This is a genomic window from uncultured Agitococcus sp. (assembly GCF_937920075.1).
Classification (GTDB): domain Bacteria; phylum Pseudomonadota; class Gammaproteobacteria; order Pseudomonadales; family Moraxellaceae; genus Agitococcus.
In genome coordinates this window covers 1-20,058 of the sequence record NZ_CALETI010000275.1, presented here as the reverse complement: position 1 = coordinate 20,058, position 20,058 = coordinate 1, and the positions used below count along the sequence as shown (strand labels likewise).

Annotated in this window: 19 protein-coding genes; 5 read left to right on the top strand and 14 right to left on the bottom strand. The window is 39.2% G+C overall.

The features are described 5' to 3' along the window. On the bottom strand, positions 1-795 hold a 795-nt coding region (locus tag Q0212_RS09670), incomplete at its 3' end, for a type II secretion system F family protein (protein ID WP_297924865.1). Positions 796-797: 2 nt separating this feature from the next. Next, on the bottom strand, positions 798-2,276 hold the full coding sequence (gene gspE / locus Q0212_RS09665) for a type II secretion system ATPase GspE (protein ID WP_297924862.1): 1,479 nt from the start codon (positions 2,274-2,276) through the stop codon (positions 798-800). Between the two features lie 297 nt (positions 2,277-2,573). Between gspE and Q0212_RS09660 the strand changes: the two genes are divergently transcribed. The 5 genes from Q0212_RS09660 to Q0212_RS09640 all read left to right on the top strand — a co-directional run bounded on the left by Q0212_RS09660 (position 2,574) and on the right by Q0212_RS09640 (position 8,211). Then, on the top strand, positions 2,574-3,365 hold the full coding sequence (locus Q0212_RS09660; protein WP_297924860.1) for a hypothetical protein: 792 nt from the start codon (positions 2,574-2,576) through the stop codon (positions 3,363-3,365). Positions 3,366-3,372: 7 nt separating this feature from the next. Further along, positions 3,373-4,227 (top strand): mechanosensitive ion channel family protein, encoded by an 855-nt coding sequence (locus Q0212_RS09655; protein ID WP_297924859.1) that lies wholly within the window; start codon positions 3,373-3,375, stop codon positions 4,225-4,227. 427 nt (positions 4,228-4,654) lie between these two features. Next, positions 4,655-5,266, top strand: coding sequence for a hypothetical protein (locus Q0212_RS09650; RefSeq protein WP_297924858.1), 612 nt, complete (start codon positions 4,655-4,657; stop codon positions 5,264-5,266). 12 nt (positions 5,267-5,278) lie between these two features. Beyond that, on the top strand, positions 5,279-6,871 hold the full coding sequence (locus tag Q0212_RS09645; RefSeq protein WP_297924857.1) for a GMC family oxidoreductase: 1,593 nt from the start codon (positions 5,279-5,281) through the stop codon (positions 6,869-6,871). Positions 6,872-7,029: 158 nt separating this feature from the next. After that, a complete protein-coding gene (locus Q0212_RS09640) occupies positions 7,030-8,211 on the top strand; it encodes a CaiB/BaiF CoA-transferase family protein (protein ID WP_297924856.1) in 1,182 nt (393 codons plus the stop codon). A 46-nt stretch (positions 8,212-8,257) separates the two neighbouring features. Here the strand turns inward: Q0212_RS09640 and Q0212_RS09635 are convergent, their stop codons facing one another. The 12 genes from Q0212_RS09635 to Q0212_RS09580 all read right to left on the bottom strand — a co-directional run. Beyond that, positions 8,258-9,511, bottom strand: a complete 1,254-nt coding sequence (locus tag Q0212_RS09635; protein WP_297924855.1) for a HAMP domain-containing sensor histidine kinase — start codon at positions 9,509-9,511, stop codon at positions 8,258-8,260. Positions 9,512-9,578: 67 nt separating this feature from the next. Further along, positions 9,579-11,405 (bottom strand): ABC transporter ATP-binding protein, encoded by a 1,827-nt coding sequence (locus tag Q0212_RS09630; protein ID WP_297924853.1) that lies wholly within the window; start codon positions 11,403-11,405, stop codon positions 9,579-9,581. Between the two features lie 51 nt (positions 11,406-11,456). Continuing rightward, entirely contained in the window at positions 11,457-11,747 is a 291-nt protein-coding gene (locus Q0212_RS09625) for a DUF1315 family protein (protein WP_297924852.1), read from the bottom strand. After that, the gene (locus Q0212_RS09620) at positions 11,747-12,637 is read right to left on the bottom strand and encodes an NAD(+) kinase (RefSeq protein ID WP_297924851.1); all 891 of its coding nucleotides are present in this window, start codon (positions 12,635-12,637) and stop codon (positions 11,747-11,749) included. The genes Q0212_RS09625 and Q0212_RS09620 overlap by 1 nt, the downstream gene beginning before the upstream one ends. Before the next feature lie 78 nt (positions 12,638-12,715). Continuing rightward, the gene (locus tag Q0212_RS09615) at positions 12,716-13,789 is read right to left on the bottom strand and encodes a cyclic nucleotide-binding domain-containing protein (RefSeq protein WP_297924850.1); all 1,074 of its coding nucleotides are present in this window, start codon (positions 13,787-13,789) and stop codon (positions 12,716-12,718) included. Positions 13,790-13,806: 17 nt separating this feature from the next. Next, positions 13,807-15,291 carry a hypothetical protein gene (locus tag Q0212_RS09610; RefSeq protein ID WP_297924848.1) on the bottom strand — a complete coding sequence of 495 codons (1,485 nt, stop codon included), beginning with the start codon at positions 15,289-15,291 and terminating at the stop codon, positions 13,807-13,809. Between the two features lie 304 nt (positions 15,292-15,595). Further along, a complete protein-coding gene (gene pyrF, locus Q0212_RS09605) occupies positions 15,596-16,291 on the bottom strand; it encodes an orotidine-5'-phosphate decarboxylase (RefSeq protein ID WP_297924847.1) in 696 nt (231 codons plus the stop codon). A gap of 6 nt (positions 16,292-16,297) precedes the next feature. Further along, the gene (locus Q0212_RS09600) at positions 16,298-16,600 is read right to left on the bottom strand and encodes a LapA family protein (RefSeq protein WP_297924845.1); all 303 of its coding nucleotides are present in this window, start codon (positions 16,598-16,600) and stop codon (positions 16,298-16,300) included. After that, a complete protein-coding gene (locus tag Q0212_RS09595) occupies positions 16,600-16,908 on the bottom strand; it encodes an integration host factor subunit beta (RefSeq protein WP_297924844.1) in 309 nt (102 codons plus the stop codon). Before Q0212_RS09595 ends, Q0212_RS09600 begins: the two co-directional genes overlap by 1 nt. A gap of 321 nt (positions 16,909-17,229) precedes the next feature. Further along, positions 17,230-18,906 carry a 30S ribosomal protein S1 gene (gene rpsA, locus Q0212_RS09590; RefSeq protein ID WP_297924843.1) on the bottom strand — a complete coding sequence of 559 codons (1,677 nt, stop codon included), beginning with the start codon at positions 18,904-18,906 and terminating at the stop codon, positions 17,230-17,232. Between the two features lie 167 nt (positions 18,907-19,073). Next, positions 19,074-19,763 carry a (d)CMP kinase gene (gene cmk / locus Q0212_RS09585; RefSeq protein WP_297924866.1) on the bottom strand — a complete coding sequence of 230 codons (690 nt, stop codon included), beginning with the start codon at positions 19,761-19,763 and terminating at the stop codon, positions 19,074-19,076. 111 nt (positions 19,764-19,874) lie between these two features. After that, the coding region (locus tag Q0212_RS09580; RefSeq protein WP_297924841.1) for a hypothetical protein at positions 19,875-20,058 on the bottom strand (184 nt) is incomplete at its 5' end.

Sequence of the window (20,058 nt, the reverse complement as noted above, 5' to 3'; positions counted from 1 at the left end):
GCGTCTCACTAAAGGAACCCGCAAAACAAAGCCATCAAAAGCATAACGACCTTTATCGGTATCTAGCGATTTTTTAAACAACCAACCACCAGCCACTAAGGCCAATACAATTAATGGTGCAAAAGTTTTTACCCCATTACTGGTGGCAATTAATGCACGTGTTAAAAAAGGTAATTGCTGATGAGAGTTGGTAAATACTTTAACAATATCAGGCACAACATAGGTTAATAAACCAACCACAATCGCAATTGCTAAAGTTGTTAAAATAATAGGATAAATTAATGCCCCTTGAATTTGCTTTTGTGTTGTAAAACGGTTTTCGGTGTAATCGGCAAGCTGTTGTAATACCAAGTCTAAATGGCCAGATTTTTCTCCTGCCGCAACCGTTGCACGGTATAAGTCGGGAAAGGCTTTAGGAAATGCAGCAAAACTTTGTGCTAAAGGATAACCCTCTAACACTTTGCCACGCACAGCTAATAACAAACTTTGTACTTGTGGCTTTTCACTTTGTTTGGCCACGGCTTTTAAAGTTTCTTCTAAAGGAATACCCGCCTGAATTAATGTCGCTAACTGACGTGTGACTAAAGCTAATTCATAAGCAGTCAATCCTTTACTGGATTGCCAAAAAGGTGTTTTTTCGTTGTTTGCTTGTTCTGAAGATGCTGCTTCAACAGAGGTTGGAAACCAACCCTTATCGCGTAATTGTTGACGAATCTGCCTTGCGCTATCGCCTTCAAGCACACCTTTCTGTTTTTTGCCTTGTGCATCAAGGGCAATATAATCAAATGCTGGCATAATTACCCTTCACGCGTGGCTCTGACCACTTCTTCTAATGTTGTAATGCCTTTTAGCACCTTACGAATACCATCTGCACGGATACTACTACTCATAGTACGCGCATGAGCTTCTAGTTCGTGTTCCCCCGCATGACTATGAATTAAACGGCGCATGTTGTCATCAATAACAACTAATTCATAAATGCCTAAACGACCACGATAACCATTAAAGTTACATTTTTCACAACCAACAGGCCGATAAATTGTTGGTGCAAATTGTGGTGAAACACCTAATAAAGCACATTCCTCTTCATCAGCAGTTACTCCTTGACGACAGCTAGCACATAACACACGCACTAGACGTTGAGCAACCACCCCTAATAACGAAGAAGCCAACAAAAATGGCTCAATGCCCATATCTTGTAAACGTGTCACTGCACCTACGGCGGTATTGGTGTGTAAGGTTGATAATACTAAGTGACCTGTTAATGACGCTTGGACAGCGATTTCGGCGGTTTCTTTATCACGAATCTCACCCACCATCACTACATCAGGGTCTTGACGCAACATCGCACGCAAACCACGAGCAAAAGTCATATCAACTTTGGTATTCACTTGCGTTTGGCCAATGCCTTCTAATTGATATTCGATGGGGTCTTCAACAGTTAATATATTACGAGAATTATCATTGAGTTCGGTTAATGAGGCATACAAAGTTGTGGTTTTACCAGAACCTGTTGGGCCAGTGACCAAAATAATGCCATGAGGCTTATGAATTAAATCACGTAAACGTTTGTGATCTGTGGCTTGTAAGCCCAAATGACCAATATCTAAACGCCCTGCTTGCTTATCTAACAAACGCATTACCACACGTTCGCCATGATTAGCAGGTAAGGTTGATACACGTACATCCACTTCACGACCTGCTAGACGCAATGAAATACGACCATCTTGTGGCACGCGCTTTTCAGCAATGTCCAATTTAGCCATTACCTTAATACGAGATACCAACAAAGGTGCTAATTCACGACGAGGTTGCACAATTTCTCGCAACATACCATCAACACGCATCCGCACCGACAAACGTTTTTCAAACGCTTCAATATGAATATCAGAGGCACTCAGGCGAATGGCTTCACTTAATAGCGCATTAATTAAGCGAATAATGGGTGCGTCGTCCTCTTGCTCCATCAAATCTTCTGTTTCTGGCACTGATTCAGCTAAACTTTCTAAATCGGGATGATCTTCCAAACCTTCAACGGCTTGTTGCGACTCACCACCATCACCTTGATATGCTGTGGCTAAACGTTGATTAAAATCTGCCGTGGCTAAAGTTTCATGAACAATCAAAAAGCCTAATACACGCCTGACTTCCATCAAGCTCGCTAGCTTGACATCTTCGCGTAATAACAAACCTTGCTCTTGTGTCTCACCTTGTTTAACAAGTAACACACCATGACGTTTTGCAAAACTATAAGCTAGTTGACCCTGACGGGACATAATGTTTCTCTTCTTAAATTTTTAAAGTAGCTTTTAATGGATATTAAAAACAATCTATTAAGTCTAAAACCTACACCCTCATTAATTGGTGTAAATTTGGTTATTATAATGACTGTTTATGACAGTCTTATTCCTGCTTCTTATCGCACTGATTCGCTTAAGTGCTATATTTTGAAGTCTAATAGATGACAAGAGCGGACTCAATCTACTCTTAGTAGATTTTTACAAGTCTACGAAAAAAGATTCTGTTTTTTCGCCATTAACTGCATATATTTTATACAAACATTTGAGGTAAGCATGAGCAACACGATTTGGTGGGGAAATCATCAATTAGCAATAGATGAACAACGACGTTGGCAAATGGCTGGTTTATTATTACAAATTCAACGTGATGCTCAAGAATGGCAAATTGCATATCATCGTTCTCCCAATCAACACGAAGACGATCATGATTGGCAAATTATTGAGCATACTAATCGTAGCCCTATGCCCGAAAAAGCATTATTACAACGTTATATCTATAATCAAACACAACAACAAATTCATCTAAAACCCTGTTTAGCCGATCGCTCAGTGGTTATTAAACCAATCACTCCGCTATTTTTATCCTCCAACCAACAAACCACATTATTTGTTAGCACACCTTTGTGGCTCAATATTTTTTCGGATGACGATAATTTGTTGTTAGATATACCTTTTGTCCGTCCCACCGATACATGGTTTGGTGCAACACCCATTCGAGGGGAAATTTGTTATGCCACCAAAGTTTTTGGTCGTTTAGCTTTAGAGCAACTGCCGATTCGTGCGTTTAGAGCAGTCACGCCTATTCATATTGTTAATCATCATACTAAAGCCATTCAAATTGAACGGATTAATATTCCTGCCCCTTTATTACCCTTATATGCTGCTCAAGATGGCCGTTTATGGACACCAACCATCGAAGTTGAACAATTAGCCAATGGTCGCACACCTAAAGTCTCTATTAGCAAGCACTTACACCCTAAAGCGGGTAATGTGAAGTTGTTAAACCAAGCACGTCAGCATGATGATGATAATCTGATAAACTTATTTGAACATTTTTTTGAATAATTGAATTATGGCCAGTAACAAACAAGAAAGCTTTTTAGATCAAATGATTAACCTACCAGTCAGCGACAAAGTTGAAGGTTTTATTATTGGTGCGTTGGTACTATTAACAGGCTATCTAATTGCTCAATTAGTCACTACAACCTTTGTTAAAACCATGAGTCAACGACTATCCGCACATCAATTATTAGTTTGGCGACGGGGTATTTTTTATTTTTTACTGGGTTTGTTTAGTATGTCTGCCCTACATGAAATGGGTTTTAAACTCAGTGTCTTGTTAGGTGCAGCCGGTATATTTACCGTTGCCATTGGTTTTGCTTCGCAAACTTCTGCTTCTAACTTAATCAGTGGTTTATTTTTGATTGGTGAAGGCTCATTTATGGTCGGTGACACCATTGAAGTAAACGGTACAATTGGTGAAGTATTATCTATTGATTTATTGTCTATCAAACTACGTACTGCTGATAATATTTATGTACGTATTCCTAATGAACAACTCATTAAATCCGAAGTGTCTAATTTGACTCGTTTTGCCATTCGCCGTGTGCCAATTATGGTCAACATCAGCTATCAACAAGATATTAGCAAAGTCCGCCAAGTATTATTAACCATTGCAGACAAAAATCCCTTAGTATTAGATGAACCTAAACCACAAGTTGTTGTTCAAGACCTTGCTAGTTCTTCTATCAATTTAATGTTTAATATTTGGACTCGCAAAGAAAATTTTTTAGATATTAGAGACACCATTCAAGAAAGCATCAAAAATGCCTTTGATGAACATAATATTGATATTCCCTTTCCTCAAATTACCGTAAATAGTGGTGTTATCGCCCCTTTGGTTGTAAGTATGAAAAACCAAGCTTAACTTTGCCCAAGTTAGTCCTAGAGATTAAATTTGAGCCATTTTATTAACAAGAAAAACAATTATCCTATAAACATGGGCTTAAATAGTTGAGCTGTTTAAGCTAGACTATTAGCCAATTTATGTGGTTAACATCAACTTGTTTATTAAACAATCACTCCAAAGATTTTTAGTAAACAAAACATGCTAATCTCGATGCAATGCGTAAATCCTATCTTGCATTAAAAATAACTCGGGTTTACGCTTGTAGATTAAATTTTTAGGCTCAAAAATCGCCAAAAACGTGTAAATAGATAATAACAAGACTTATTAGAAATCAATAAGTCAAAGATAAAAACAAGACTTAGCTTTTACATAACACATCATGTTTTATGACATCAGCCAACACAAAACTAAGTCTTACAAGAAAAATTATCACTTGGGGATGCGTATGTCACAAAAAGACCAAGCCATTGTTCAACTCGAAGGTCAACTGGCCAGTCTATCACGTCGTCGTTTTTTAAAAGCTGGATTAATTTTAGGCACTAGTGCTGCGACTGTAATCACTTATCCGACACGTGTTTTTGCTGATACTGGTGTACCAACTTATATTCGTCATTTGTCTGAGGCAGAATATCGCTTATTTGACAAATTACGCCAAGTATTTTTGCCTACAGAGCGTTTTCCAGATTTGCCATCCACGACTGAAGTGCCTGTCATGGAAAATTTAGATAACTTGGTAGGTCGCTTAAATAGTGATACACGTTTTTTATTGTCTATTGGTGCTAAAACTTTAGAGTTTAGTACACTCTATAAAATGAAACGTTTTTCTAGCTTAAATAACAAACAAGCTCGAAACCAAATTTTGGCTTGGCAAAGTGGCGCATCTCTTCAAGGCGGTTTAATTGTGAGTTTAAAAACGCTGTTAGGTGTCGCTTATTGGCGTGATCCACGCACATGGCAACCTTTAGAGTATGATGGGCCAGTAACCGCTAAATGGGGTATTCGTCGTTTAGGTAATATGCCTGTACCACGTGACCAAGACGATAACGCTAAAATCTAAGGATAACGCAAGATGATTTATAAAGAACTTCCTGCCGATGGTATTCCCGTTACCCAAGCAAGCGATATCCGTAGTAGTGATGACATCATCTTAAATGCTGACGTTGTGGTGGTTGGCTCTGGTACAGGTGGTGCTGTTATTGCCCATGAACTTGCAGCTGCGGGTAAAAGTGTCATTATTTTAGAAGCTGGTCGTTATGTACCCAGCAGTCAGTTTACTGAAGATATGGCATGGGCTTTAGAAAATCTTTATCAAGATGTTGGCACACAAACTAATACGATTGGCGATACAGTAGTTTTACAAGGCCGTTGTGTGGGTGGCTCATCGGTGATTAGTGCTACCATTGCCGCACGCGCGCCAAATTATGTCTTGGAATCGTGGGCTAAAGATCATGGTGTTGAAGGTTTAGCCCCCAATAAAATTAATCGTTATTACGAAAAGGTCGAAAATCGCCTTCATGTCCATATTAACGAACCTCATGAAATTAATGACTGTGCTAACGCGATTATTCGTGGCTGTGAAGCACTGGGTTGGTCTTGGCGACCTCAATCTCGTAACGTCAAACAATGTGCTTTAACAGGTCATTGTTTAGCTGGCTGCCCATCTGACCGCAAAGCCTCTATGCAAGTAACCTATTTGCCGTGGGCAATTGCCGCAGGTGCTAAGCTTTATGCAGATACTTATGTCGAAACGATTTTAATGAAAAATGGCCGTGCGGTTGGTGTTTCTGGTCAAATTATTGATCCAAATAACCACTCTGTCATTGCTAACATCAAAGTAAATGCGCAAATTGTCGTTGCTGCTGCGGGTGCAATTCATACCCCACTCTTATTACAACGTAGCAAAGTGCCAAATAAAAACGATCAATTAGGTCGCAACTTATTTTTACAACCAACGAGTGTGGTTTTAGGAAAGTTCCCTGTGCCTGTATATGGTTGGCGTGGTGCATTTGCGGGGATGCACATTGACGAATTTTTGAATGAGTCTGGTGATAAATTATTAATGGAATCAGGCTTGGCTGCACCAGTTCAGCTTATGGCACAAAATGAATTATCTTTGGGTATCGACCATATTCGTTTTATGCAAGAGTTTAAATATTTTTCTGCACTTAACGTGTTAATGCCTGATACGGGTCATGGTTTTGTCCATTGGAGTGGCCCAATGCGTGGTGGCTCCAAACGTATTGAATGGAACATGACTAAAGACGAATTTGAAATCTATAAACGTGGTCTAAAACGTGCTGGCCGAATCTTTTTTGCAGCAGGCGCGGAACGAGTATATCTGCCAACATATCAACGTATTCAAGCTACTTCAGTCCATGAATTAGATGATATTGTTGATAGTATTGACTATGGCACATTAGGCCTGTTCTCTACTCGACTTGTCTCTTTGAATGCTCAAGGAAGCTGCCGTATGGGAGCTGATCGCAAAAAAGCAGTTGTTGACCAATATGGCCAAGTTTATGAGGTGAGCGGTTTATTTGTCAGTGATGCCAGTTTATTACCTAGTTTAGCTGTACAACATCCAATGTTAACGGTGGCTGCGTTATCGCACTATATTGCCGATCAAATTTTAACTCGGCATCAGGGCTATTTTTGGAGTTAAAGCTCAAAGGCGTCCTTTTATTGATTTTAAAAAGCCTCATTTGAGGCTTTTTTTATGCAATATCTTTATCTATGAACTAGCAGACCTCAACAACATTTTGTACAATCGTATTGTAAGTTGATTGGTTTGTCCCAAAATTGAGATCAAGAGGAATAAAAATGTCTGCACTTAAAGGTTTAAAAGTTCTAGATTTTTCAGGATTATTACCCGCTCCCTTTGGCACTCGTATTTTAGCTGATATGGGCGCAAGCGTTTTACGAGTGGAAGCTCCAACTCGGCCAGACATGATTCGTGTGATGCCTCCTTTTGATGAGCAAGGACTTTCTGCCGCTCATGGTTCTTTAAATCGCAATAAATCGAGTATTGTTGTTGACCTAAAAACACCCGAAGGTATTGAAATAATTAAAAAGTTGGTCGAGGAATACGATATTGTTGTTGAGCAATTTCGTCCTTCAGTGATGTCGCGCCTAGGCATTGGTTATGAACAACTAAAGGCTATTAATCCACGGCTAATTTATTGTGCGGTGACTGGTTATGGACAACAAGGTGCTTATAAAAATCGTGCGGGACATGACCTAAACTATTTAGCAATCGCAGGGATTTTGGACTATACAGGTCGCAAAGCATCTGGCCCTGTTCCTTTACCTATTCAGGCCGCAGATATTACAGGTGGTTTATATGCGGTGACTGGTATTTTGGCAGCCGTTATTCATCGTCAAAACACAGGCGAAGGCCAATTTGTCGATATTTCATTAACTGATGCCGCATTTAGCTTGCAAGCCTTAACAGCCCCTCCTGCATTAATGGCTAATCATCAGCCTAAACCCGAAACGGATACGCTAAATGGCGGCACTTTTTATGATTGTTATCAAACAGCAGATGGCCGTTATTTGAGTGTCGGTGGTTTAGAACCACAATTTTTTATGGCTTTTGCAAATGCGATTGGACGTACTGATTTGATTCCGCTCTCTATTCGTCATGATGATGAAGCGGTTAGTTTTGTCAAAGCCGCTATTCGCGAAGCGATTATCCAAAAAACCTTTAATGAGTGGATTACTATTTTTGCGTCTATTGAAGCTTGCGTTGAGCCAGTTTTATCCTTTGCAGAAGCCTGTGAACACCCTCAATTATTAAGTCGTCAAATGCTCGTTGACGTTCCAACGCCAAATGGTAAAACTCAACGCCAAATTGCCACACCGATTGTATTTAGTGCTACGCCTAATCAATATCATTTAAGCGGAACAGCGTTAGGCGCTGATACTAAAAACGTGTTATTAGCGCATAACTTTAGTGAAGAACAGCTTAAAGAATGGGAAAAACGTGGCATTATTATCATGTAATCATAAGGGCTGATTTTCAGCCCTTTTTTAATGTTTTACGCGACATTTACTCCATAAAACTTTCGCTAGGAATTTTACTCAATTGAGACTTATTTAACTTAAAGCTAAAGACCGCACCTTTGCCCTGCTCTGATTTAACCGTTAGGATTGAGCCATGTATCTTTAAAAACTGATAACTTAACACTAACCCCAAGCCAGTCCCTGTTTCACCCTGCGTTCCATGTGTTGATTGATTTTTTTCTACCGCAAATAATTGTTTTTGTTGTTCGGTAGTCATGCCTACACCGTTATCCTTAATACTGACCAATACCGTTTGATCTTGATTATCAATAACGTTAATTTCAATGATGCCATTGGGATGGCTAAACTTAATGGCATTAGATAATAAATTTTGTATCACCGACGCCAACATGTTTTTATCACCAACAACCCATAGATTTGCTTGGCAATCAATTTTTAAACTGATGCGCTTGCTTACAATAGCACCATTCAATAAACGCAACACTTTTTGAATAACAGCTAACAAATCAATCGTGACTGGTTGATAATTAAATTTACCTGTTTCCAACAAAGACCAACGCAATAAATTATCTAACAGAGACAAACTTTGTTGGCTTGTCTCATGAATATCATTAATAAATTGTTTGGTGTCTTCTAACTCTAAATGATGAATATCTTCTAACAAGATTTCACTAACACTAAATATTCCTGATAAAGGTGCGCGTAAATCATGAGAAATAATAGAAAATAATTTATCTTTGGTTGCATTAAGCTGATGTAGTCTTTGGGCTTGGGCTTGTAATTCTTCAAATGCTAAACGCAGCTCAAATTGGCTAATCACCTGTTTAGCTAACACTTTTAAGGCATGGAGTTGCTGTTCAGATAAATGTCGCGGCACACGATCTATGGCACAAATTGTCCCCAACACTAAGCCTTGTGCGGTTTTAAGTTGCGCCCCCGCATAAAAACGGATTAAAGGATCATTAATAACCAGTGGATTATCAGAAAATCTTGCGTCTAACAACGCATCTTCTACCACTAAAACATCTTCTTGTAATAAAGCATGAGCACAAAAAGCCCAATCTCTAGGAGTTTCTCTCGCCTCCAAACCAACTTTTGCTTTAAACCACTGACGATCACGATCTATTAAACTAATTAAAGCAATAGGTGTTTGACAAATATCTGATGCTAATTGAGTCAATTCATTATAAGTATCTTCAAAATCTGTATCTAACACTTTATAGCGTAATAATGCACCAAGTCGTTCTTGTTCATTACTTGGAAAATCGGCGATTTTCATATTGACTCCTGTCAACAGACCCTAATTTATATTTTTTAAAGGTATCATAAGCTTTTAAAAAAATCCTCTACATCTCTCCCAAAAACCCCCCGCTTTGTCTTGCCCACAAACGTGCATACAAGCCATTTTTTGCCAATAATTCTGCATGAGTGCCTTGCTCAATAATTTTGCCATCATCAACAACAATTAACCTATCCATGGCTGCAATCGTTGATAAACGATGGGCAATCGCAATCACTGTTTTTCCTTCCATTAATTGATATAAACTGGTTTGAATAGCTGCTTCTACTTCGGAGTCTAAAGCACTCGTGGCTTCATCTAATAATAGAATCGGCGCATCTTTAAGCATCACACGGGCAATCGCAATACGCTGACGCTGACCACCAGACAATTTAACACCACGTTCACCAACATGCGCTTCTAAACCAGTACGTCCTTGGGCATCTTTTAAAGACTTAATAAAATCTGCTGCTTGGGCTTTATCAATCGCCGCTAAAATTTGTTCGTCAGTGGCATCTGGACGACCATAAGTTAAGTTATCACGCACTGAACGGTGCAACAATGAAGTGTCTTGGGTGACCATGCCTATGTGTGCACGTAATGAATCTTGACTGACTAAGGCAATATTTTGTCCATCAATGCTAATTTGCCCTTTATCTAGTTCATAAAAGCGCAATAATAAATTGACTAAGGTGCTTTTGCCTGCACCAGAACGGCCAACTACGCCAATTTTTTCGCCTGCATTAATATGCAAATTAAAATTTTCTAGCACATTTTTATTTGAATTGTAGGCAAAATTAATATTGTCAAAATCAATTGTCCCTTGAGTAATTGCTAATGGTCTGGCATGTTCAATATCAACAATTTGGTGGGGTTTTGATAAAGTTCCCATACCATCACGCACTGTGCCGATATGCTCAAACAACATGGCTAATTCCCACATAATCCAATGCGAAATACCATTTAAACGCAAAGCCATCGCCGTTGAAGCTGCCACTGCCCCCACCGTCACTTGCTGCTCAAACCATAACCACAATGCTAAGGCCGTTGTACCCAACACCAAGGTCATATTAATACTATGGTTTACGGTTTCAAATTGGGTCACTAAGCGCATTTGTTGGTGAACAGTGACCATAAACTCTTGCATTGCACGCTTAGCATAACTTGATTCGCGTTGACTATACGAAAATAACTTTACTGTACTAATGTTGGCATAAGCATCGGTAATTCGACCAGTCATTAACGCGCGTGCATCAGCCTGACGTTCGGCAGTTTTACCCAAACGTGGGATAAAATAGGCTAATGCAAAGCCAAATAACATAATCCAAGCAGCAAATGGTGCTAATAACCACCAATCAAAATTGATTAAAACAATGCCACAAGTGACAAAATAAATCAGCATAAACATGACCATATTGGCGATAGTCATAATTGAGTCACGAACGGCTAAGGCTGTTTGCATCACTTTTGCCGAAACACGGCCAGCAAACTCTTCCTGATAAAACCCTAAGCTATGATCTAACATTAAACGATGAAAATTCCAACGCAAACGCATCGGAAAATTGCCCTGTAAGGCTTGAAACTTTAATAACGATTGCAGCAAGACCAGCAACGGACTAGCAATAATCAACACCGACATTAAAATAATATCACTCTTCTTCTCTAACCAAAGTTGATCGGGTTTTAATGAGCTTAACCAATCGACAATCTGCCCCATCATGCTAAATAAATAGGCTTCAAATGCGCCAATCGCGGCAGTGGCTAGCATTAAACTAATAATCCAAACGCGTACACCTTCAGTACATGAATAGATAAATGGAATTAAACCTGATTGAGGGGGCGTGGGTTTATTGGCTGGATAAGGGTCAACTCTACGCTCAAACCATGAAAACATAAAAAACCATTGCGATAAAAAAACAAGACCCACTGTGTGGGTCTACAAAAATTAGTGTTTAAATTTAATAATCTGCTCAATTTCTTGATCATGGCTATGCTCATGATCGTCACATACCTCGCCTTCTTTTTTTCCTTTATTAATATATCCCGTACGTTCTTCTTCTGGGAGATATTTCATTTCCCAAACTAACACAGCTTGCATACAGGTTTCTTTTTGCTCATCACTTAAACGACGACCATCAGGCCATTTACCTAATTCAATGGCACGTTTAAAACTTGCAACAATGTCTGGATTTAATGCTGCTAATATTGCTGCAAATGTATCATGATTCAAATTCATTAATCATCTCCTGTAATAGGATTACCCCAACCTAATTTGGTACGGCAAGCCGCATAAAAATCATAACCAGAGGGATGTATTAACTTTAATTTAAAGGGATGTTTAGTAATGTAAACCCAATCTCCCGTATTTAAGCTAATACCAGACTGCCCATCAGGGCTTACTAATGGTTTTAATGTTGTTTCAGTAATGCGAATTTTTATTTCACTATCTGCATCTACGACAATCGGGCGACTTGATAAAGTATGTGGATGCATAGGCACCAAAACAATAGCATCTAATTTGGGATGCATAATGGGACCACCGCCAGACAGCGCATAAGCAGTTGAACCTGTAGGCGTGGCAACAATTAAGCCATCAGAACGCTGACGATAAACAAATTGGCCTTCGATATAAAGCTCAAATTCTAACATATGCACAGACTTACCTGCATGAAGCACAACATCATTCAGGGCAAGAGCTTCAGCAACACGACTACCATTAGAACGGACTTCCAAATTCAACAAAAAACGTTGATCAGTGGTGTAATGACCATGCAATACTGAGTTTACTTTGCTAATAACTTCATCGGGATTAATATCGGTTAAAAAGCCTAAACGGCCACGGTTAACACCTAAAACAGGCACTTTATAACGAGCCAATGACCGTGCTGCATGTAATAATGTGCCATCACCACCAACCACAATCACCAAATCACAGACTTCACCTAACAACGCTCGTGAAGAAATTTGTAAGCCCGTTTTTTGCATAAGTTGTGCCGTATCTTCATCATAAATAACGGTTAATCCTTCATGCAATAAAAAAGCCTCTAATTGATTTAAGGTATCTATGACTAGCGAACTATTGGGACGACCGATTAGGCCAATATTACGAAAACTATCTTTTATCATGTATTTGCTCAGCAGCGCACTATATTTTATACGCTGCATTATACAAACAAAAGATAGGATATTGTTGACTAAAAATGTTTACTGCACCATATACTGTTGTCGTTGCTGCGCAGATAAACCCTCTAAGCCCATGCTTAAAACCGAGACATTATATCCTTGTATGCCTAATAAAAAAGCTGCTGCAGCACTGCGCTGACCATTATCACAACAAATAATATAATGTTGATTCAGCGGTAATTGACGAGATTTTAAACGAATATCTGGCAAGGGCAAATGTAAAGCATGCGTCAAATGTTGCAAGCTAAACTCTTCTACTAAGCGAACATCGAGCCAAGCAGCCTCTTGATTTTGTACTTGATTGTTTGCTAATTCAAAACTAAATGCTTGTAAAGTTGGTTTTTTTAACAGTCTATCAAAATCTTTTTTGACTAAACGCATTAACACGCCATCTTCAAGCATAATCACATCTGCGTTACGTGGTGAATCCTTGAGTAAACCTTCTTCACCAAAAAAATCTCCCCGTCCCAAATAAGCCACCGTCAAATATTCATCATCAATATTTTGACAAACTTGAACTTTCCCTTTTTTAATAAAATAACAACTATCCGCCTCTTCACCAATGGCAATGATTTTTTGTCCTTCTAGCACAGAAACTTCCTCTAAAGAAGCTAATATTTCTAAGATGTTCATGGGCGGTAAACGGTAGAAAATACGTGATTGCAATAACAACAACAACCAATCTCTATCGATATTTTCTGGCAATTGTGCAAATAAAGTCTTAGCTAAGCTACTTAAACTCTGTTCCCACAACAAAGCATCATTAAGTTTTTGTTGATCAACAGCTAAAATATTTGATGGCTTTTTTACTTTAACGGTAAATTGACGTGGTTTTGAAGGAGAAATCGCATAATTAGCGGCATAATCTAAGGCATTTAATAACGTTACTTTTCCTTGATAATCTATTAACTCCAGCTCACCACTTAATAAAAATATAGTTTTATCATCACAATCACCATAGCTAAAAAGCACTGTATCTGGCTTAACAGATTCAACATAACAACCCGTTAAAACATCTTTTAAACGATTTTCAGATAAGACATTTAAAGGGGTAAAATTATGTAAAATGTGTGTTGTGAGCGCTGTTGTCATCATTATGCCCATCTCATCACCTAGTTAAATTTCAGTACATTGATGATTGCTGTATCTGCCCCCTGATGACGTGCACAACGGTCTGATTGACCAACCACAAAACGACTTGGTGAGTCAGTACGAATTAATCGTGCATTACAACATTGCCCCTCACCTATAGGTGCAGTACAACGGGGGCTTTCATAATGTTGCAACCATTGACGATAGTGCGTTTCGGTTACTAGACATTTTTGGGCAACATATGCTGTCGGATTTTGTAAGTAAATGACCAAATCAACCACTGGTACAGATAAATTACCAACCCCCGCATGATATACAACAAAATTCATGCCAAGGCTTTCTAATTTAACTAAAAAGTCGTCAGCACTCGCTTCTTGCTCTTGATTGTGGGTCTGTTTTTCCTGTTCTAATTGTTGCTCTAACTGGGTAATCGTTTCCTTCAATTCATCAATTTCTGCATTAAGTGATTTTAAACTCAGCAAATATCGAGATGCCTCTTCTTCAAGTCGTTTATCTAAAGATAATAAATGCTCTTGTTTTAATCGACTAATACGTGTTTGGTATTCCTCATCTTTATTAGTTAATAATGTTGCAATTTCATTTTTTTGCTCACCAGCCGCACTCAAAGCCAACTGTAACTCTTGCAACTGTTTTTGATGAATAGCACGTTCTTGGCGTAAGCTGTCTTCAATTCCAGAGAGACTACTTACCTGACTATTTAGAGCATCTAAACGTTCTTGTTGGGTACTTTGCTGATTTTTTAAGTTTTTATTTTGTTCAACAAGTTTCATATTTTGGGTTTGTAAAATATCTAACTGTTGCTGATGTACATAAGATTGTAAATTGATTTGCTCTTCTTTTTCGGCAACAGTCGCTTGTAATCTTAACGTCAAATCTTGAATTTTTTGCTCTAATTCTTGTAATTTTTGGCTTTGATTATAAGAAGCTGCTTGCAATGCCGCATCTGTTAAGACTGGAATGCCTGTTGCCGTAAAACTTAAAGAGGTACTTGGATTTTTACGCGCTGCTGCTGCTACTGCCGCCACTTTAGATGGACGAATCCCTAAGCGAGAACATGCATCGGGTAACGCTTTTTGTAATTGCACAAAGGTATTATCCGCAGAATCCATCACGGGATTCCATAAGCGTGGGGCATGCCAAGAAATAGCGCATTGACTACGGCAAGATAAACGTATTGGACCTTTCCCTAAATCAGGGCCAAAACCAGCAACCTCTAATAAACTATCTAAAGGAATATTCCAACCATTTTCTGGATAGCCTGATTTATCAAATAAAATGGTAAAAAGTACAACGCCTTTAATATCTAAACCATCATCAATTTGCATATATGCTGCATATTTTTTTTGTTTTGCATATTGAGCTAATGGAGCCATTCCTGTCACAACAGCATCGAAGTCGTCATATAACATCGTTTTTTCAATGCTACCTTCTTCCGACCAAAATGATATTAACTCAGCATGAATTGACGACGTCATCGAAAACATGGCTTGTCCCTAGAAATTCCAATATAAGAAATTAATTATCAATTAATTAGCTTTATAGATCAGCTTTTTATTTTGGGCAATAACCCTATGGAATAAAGTGCTTAAATTCGGCACTAATTGTCGAAGTTGAGATGAAAGTAACAAAAATTTTCAGTATTTGATGTAGGGGTTGTTGACCGTTTTGATTGTGGTTGCACGCAAAACGGTCAACAGCCCCTCCCCTAAGCTTGAAGATATATATTGCACTACGTTGCCGAATTTACTGCAACTCAAATATAAACAGCCCCTAAGGGCTGTTTATTCTTTATAAATTATCCAAAATCATTCGCAAAGCATCTATGGGTTTGCTTGCCTGCGTAATTGGACGACCAATCACCATATAATCGACCCCTACTTCTACTGCTTGTTTAGGTGTCATAATCCGTTTTTGATCGTTGCTATCACTACCCGCTGGACGAATCCCTGGAGTGACCAACGCAAAGGGTTGTGCATGTTGCTGACGCAGAATTGTTGCTTCTTGTGCAGAGCAAACAACACCATGTAAACCACAATCCGCAGTTAACTTAGCTAATCTTTGCACTTGATCAATAGGCTCAATATCTAAACCAATTTCAGCTAAATCACTACGCTCAGAGCTAGTTAATACTGTTACAGCAATAAGCAGCGTTTGATAATTATATTGTTGCAAACGCTCACAGGCCGTGGTCATCATTTTTCTGCCACCGCTGGCATGAACATTCACCATCCATACTCCCAAATCAGCCGCAGCATGTACCGCAGAAGCCACGGTATTAGGAATATCATGAAACTTTAAATCTAAAAACAATTCAAAGCCACGTGCTTGAATGGCTTTAACAATACTTGGCCCTTCGCGAGTAAATAATTCTTTACCGACTTTAACACGGCATAAACTAGGGTCTAATTGGTCAACCAATGCTAACGCAGCATCAGCATTAGGATAATCTAAGGCAACAATAATAGGAGATGTAACAGAGGACATAAAATATTAAGGCTCAACAGGAGGACGAACAGTTTGTTTACGTAAGGCTGTCAACTCTTTATGTGTTTGACGTAATTGCCAACGTAATGGTATCACACCCCAAATAAATAAAGAGGCCAAAACACCAAATAAACTCCCCACCACAAAACTGATAACCAATGCCAAGCCTGTATTAAGCGCACCAATTTCAACGAATAATAAATTAACTGATATTTGAGCTTGATTACTGACAACAACCCATAGGCCATAAAATGCCAGACATAACCAACAAAATACAACCAGTATTTTTTTGATGCGCGACCACGTCATTATTTGCCTTCTTGAATCGACTGGTTAACGCGCTCTTTTAACTCTTTGCCTGGTTTAAAATGGGGCACATATTTTGAACCCACAGAAACGCTTTCACCTGTTTTTGGATTACGGCCAACACGTGGTGGACGATGATGCAAACTAAAACTACCAAAACCCCGAATTTCAACACGCTGACCTTCGGCTAAAGCATTAACCATCTGTTCCAATAAGGCTTTGATTGCTAACTCAATGTCTTTCTCGGTTAATAATGACAAAGACTGACGTGCAGCAACTTTGCTTATCAACTCTGATTTTGTTAATGACATGATTCTGTTCCTCTTTCTAAAAATAAAATAGAAACTAAAACGGTAGATCCGTTAAATTATGATTATTAATGGCTACTTTATTAATAGCATCTCAAAACACTAGCAATCTTTAGGCCATTTCTGGAGCGGATTAATTATCGTTACACACACATTTGCCATTATTAGTTGATTAGCTAAACGATAACACATTGACGATACTAGCAATTATGACTTTGACTGACAAGTTACTTAGTCTTGATTCGCAATAAAAAAACGGGAATAGTTTACACTATTCCCGTTTTTAGAACATTTATGCTAGTTCAACACTAACATATTAAAGAATTACTTCTTCATTTGTTCTTTGATCAAGTCACCGATTGTACGTGGACCAGCTGCTGTTGCGGCTGCATCAGCTTGGTTGCGCATGTTTGACATGGCTTCACGCTCTTCAGCTTCATCTTTAGCTTTGATCGATAAGTTGATAACGCGTGCTTTACGGTCAACACCAATGATCTTAGCTTCAATTTCTTGACCAACTGTTAAGTGCTTAGAAGCATCTTCAACACGATCACGAACGATTTCAGAGGCTTTTAAGTTAGCTTCTACGCCTTCGGCTAATTCAACAGTTGCGCCTTTAGCATCAACAGCTTTTACAGTGCCTTTAACCACTGCACCTTTTTCGTGAGAAGCAGCAAAGTCACTGAATGGATCTTTAGCTAATTGTTTGATACCTAAGGAGATACGGTTGCCTTCAGCATCGACAGCTAAGATAACAGCTTCTACTAAGTCACCTTTACGGAACTTACGGATTGCTTCTTCGCCAGCTTCGTTCCAAGAAATATCAGACAAGTGTACTAAACCGTCGATACCACCTGGTAAACCAATGAAGATACCGAAGTCAGTGATAGACTTGATGTTACCAGAAACTTTTTGACCTTTTTCGTGAGTCTTCGCAAACTCATCCCAAGGATTAGCTTTACATTGTTTGATACCTAAAGAAATACGACGACGTTCTTCATCGATTTCTAATACCATAACATCCACTTCGTCGCCAATTTGAACAACTTTAGATGGGTGAATGTTTTTGTTGGTGTGATCCATTTCGGATACGTGTACCAAACCTTCGATGCCTTCAGCGATCTCAGCAAAACAACCGTAGTCTGTTAAGTTAGTCACTTTAGCACGAGTAATTGTACCTTTTGGATACTTGCTCATTAAGGCTAACCATGGGTCTTGGCCTAATTGTTTTAAGCCCAAGGATACACGGTTACGCTCGCGGTCAAACTTGAGGACTTTAACTTCCATTTCTTGACCCACTTCAACCACTTCACTTGGGTGTTTAACACGTTTCCAAGCCATATCCGTGATGTGTAACAAGCCATCAATGCCGCCCAAGTCAACGAATGCACCGTAGTCTGTGAGGTTTTTGATAGTCCCTTTAACGACTTTGCCTTCTTCTAATTGGTCTAACAATGCACGTCTTACATCATCAGAAGCAATTTCCATTACCGCACGACGAGAAACAACTACGTTGTTGCGTTTTTGGTCTAACTTGATGACTTTGAATTCTAATTCTTTGCCTTCGAGGTGAGCTGTATCACGGATTGGACGTGTATCAACTAAAGAACCTGGTAAGAATGCGCGGATTGGGCCGATATCAACGGTAAAGCCACCTTTAACTTTGCCAGAAATAAGACCGCGTACGATTTCACCATCGGTGAAGATTTTTTCTAAACGTGTCCATGTTTCTGCACGTTTAGCTTTTTCGCGAGACAACATGGTTTGACCCATGCCGTTATCAAAAGCGTCAACAACCACTTCTACGGTGTCGCCTACTTTTACTTCAATTTCGCGTAAGTCATTCAAGAACTCTTCGCGTGGCACTACACCTTCAGATTTTAAACCTGTGTCTACAGTTACCCAGTCACTGTCGATTGCAACGACAACACCAGAAATAACAGCGCCTTGGGTAAATTGTAATTCGCTTTCTGCAAAGAGATCGGCAAATGATTCGCTCATAATTCTACCTTTTGATGCCTAAGCATCTTTGTTGACCGCCATGACCAGCTCATGTCGGGCTGTTGTTATTCAGAGCCAATAAACACTGGGCTGGTATGTGCTTAATGCCCTTGATGATTTTAAAAAAGTGCCAAATTATACACGAGCTTTGACAGCTTGTTGAGGATTTAAGCAAAAAATTGTTGCAAACTACTTTGTTTTTTGGCTTCTTGTAATACGGCTGCCAAAACAGCTTCTATACCTAAAGCCGTACTGTCTAAAACGATAGCATCTGTAGCAGGCTTTAATGGTGCAACCGCACGTTGGCTGTCGCGCAAATCACGCGCACGAATATCAGCCAAGATAATCTCTAAATCGGCAGAAAAGCCTTTATCTTTGAGTTGTTTATATCGACGTTCTGCACGGGCTTCTGCACTGGCTGTTAAAAATACTTTTAAACAAGCATCGGTAAATACGACCGTTCCCATATCACGACCATCAGCAACTAAACCAGGTGACTCGCGAAAAGCATGCTGCCGTTGTAACAATGCTTCTCTTACACGTGGTAATGCTGCCACTTTAGAAGCAGCCGCCCCCACTTCTTCGGTGCGAATTTCATGGGTGACATCTTGGCCTTCCAAAATCAACATTGCCTCACCATGATTATCTTGAAACTGCACATCTAAATGTGCCGCCAAAACCTCTAAAGCATCTTCATTATCTAACGAAAAACCATGACGTTGAGCGGCTAACGCCAATAAACGGTATAAAGCACCAGAATCTAAAACATGAAAGCCCAATTTGAGGGCAACACGATGCGCAATTGTGCCTTTACCCGAACCACTTGGCCCATCAATGGTAATCACAGGAACAGTCATTGGCTGACTATAATTGGCTTGTTTAGGCTCTAAATCAGCACTCATGGTGTGGCTCCTAATCAAAAATAAAGCGTGGGCTTTTTATAGATTTTTTATCAAAATTGCAAGCGTTTAACGGCCTCGCCAAAATAATTTATCTAAATCAGCTAAACTAAACTGCTTCCATGTGGGTCGACCGTGATTACATTGACTACTAAATTCTGTTGCTTCCATTTCTCGTAATAAAGCATTCATTTCGGGTAATGATAAAGCGCGATTGGCACGTACTGCACCATGACAAGCCATGCTCGCAAAT

What these genes read in the sequence shown, in the direction of transcription:
- gspE (WP_297924862.1), bottom strand. Translation starts at nt 2,276, where the DNA reads ATGTCCCGTCAGGGTCAACTAGCTTATAGTTTTGCAAAACGTCATGGT.
- Q0212_RS09660 (WP_297924860.1), top strand. Translation starts at nt 2,574, where the DNA reads ATGAGCAACACGATTTGGTGGGGAAATCATCAATTAGCAATAGATGAA.
- Q0212_RS09655 (WP_297924859.1), top strand. Translation starts at nt 3,373, where the DNA reads ATGGCCAGTAACAAACAAGAAAGCTTTTTAGATCAAATGATTAACCTA.
- Q0212_RS09650 (WP_297924858.1), top strand. Translation starts at nt 4,655, where the DNA reads ATGTCACAAAAAGACCAAGCCATTGTTCAACTCGAAGGTCAACTGGCC.
- Q0212_RS09645 (WP_297924857.1), top strand. Translation starts at nt 5,279, where the DNA reads ATGATTTATAAAGAACTTCCTGCCGATGGTATTCCCGTTACCCAAGCA.
- Q0212_RS09640 (WP_297924856.1), top strand. Translation starts at nt 7,030, where the DNA reads ATGTCTGCACTTAAAGGTTTAAAAGTTCTAGATTTTTCAGGATTATTA.
- Q0212_RS09635 (WP_297924855.1), bottom strand. Translation starts at nt 9,511, where the DNA reads ATGAAAATCGCCGATTTTCCAAGTAATGAACAAGAACGACTTGGTGCA.
- Q0212_RS09630 (WP_297924853.1), bottom strand. Translation starts at nt 11,405, where the DNA reads ATGTTTTCATGGTTTGAGCGTAGAGTTGACCCTTATCCAGCCAATAAA.
- Q0212_RS09625 (WP_297924852.1), bottom strand. Translation starts at nt 11,747, where the DNA reads ATGAATTTGAATCATGATACATTTGCAGCAATATTAGCAGCATTAAAT.
- Q0212_RS09620 (WP_297924851.1), bottom strand. Translation starts at nt 12,637, where the DNA reads ATGATAAAAGATAGTTTTCGTAATATTGGCCTAATCGGTCGTCCCAAT.
- Q0212_RS09615 (WP_297924850.1), bottom strand. Translation starts at nt 13,789, where the DNA reads ATGATGACAACAGCGCTCACAACACACATTTTACATAATTTTACCCCT.
- Q0212_RS09610 (WP_297924848.1), bottom strand. Translation starts at nt 15,291, where the DNA reads ATGTTTTCGATGACGTCGTCAATTCATGCTGAGTTAATATCATTTTGG.
- pyrF (WP_297924847.1), bottom strand. Translation starts at nt 16,291, where the DNA reads ATGTCCTCTGTTACATCTCCTATTATTGTTGCCTTAGATTATCCTAAT.
- Q0212_RS09600 (WP_297924845.1), bottom strand. Translation starts at nt 16,600, where the DNA reads ATGACGTGGTCGCGCATCAAAAAAATACTGGTTGTATTTTGTTGGTTA.
- Q0212_RS09595 (WP_297924844.1), bottom strand. Translation starts at nt 16,908, where the DNA reads ATGTCATTAACAAAATCAGAGTTGATAAGCAAAGTTGCTGCACGTCAG.
- rpsA (WP_297924843.1), bottom strand. Translation starts at nt 18,906, where the DNA reads ATGAGCGAATCATTTGCCGATCTCTTTGCAGAAAGCGAATTACAATTT.
- cmk (WP_297924866.1), bottom strand. Translation starts at nt 19,763, where the DNA reads ATGACTGTTCCTGTGATTACCATTGATGGGCCAAGTGGTTCGGGTAAA.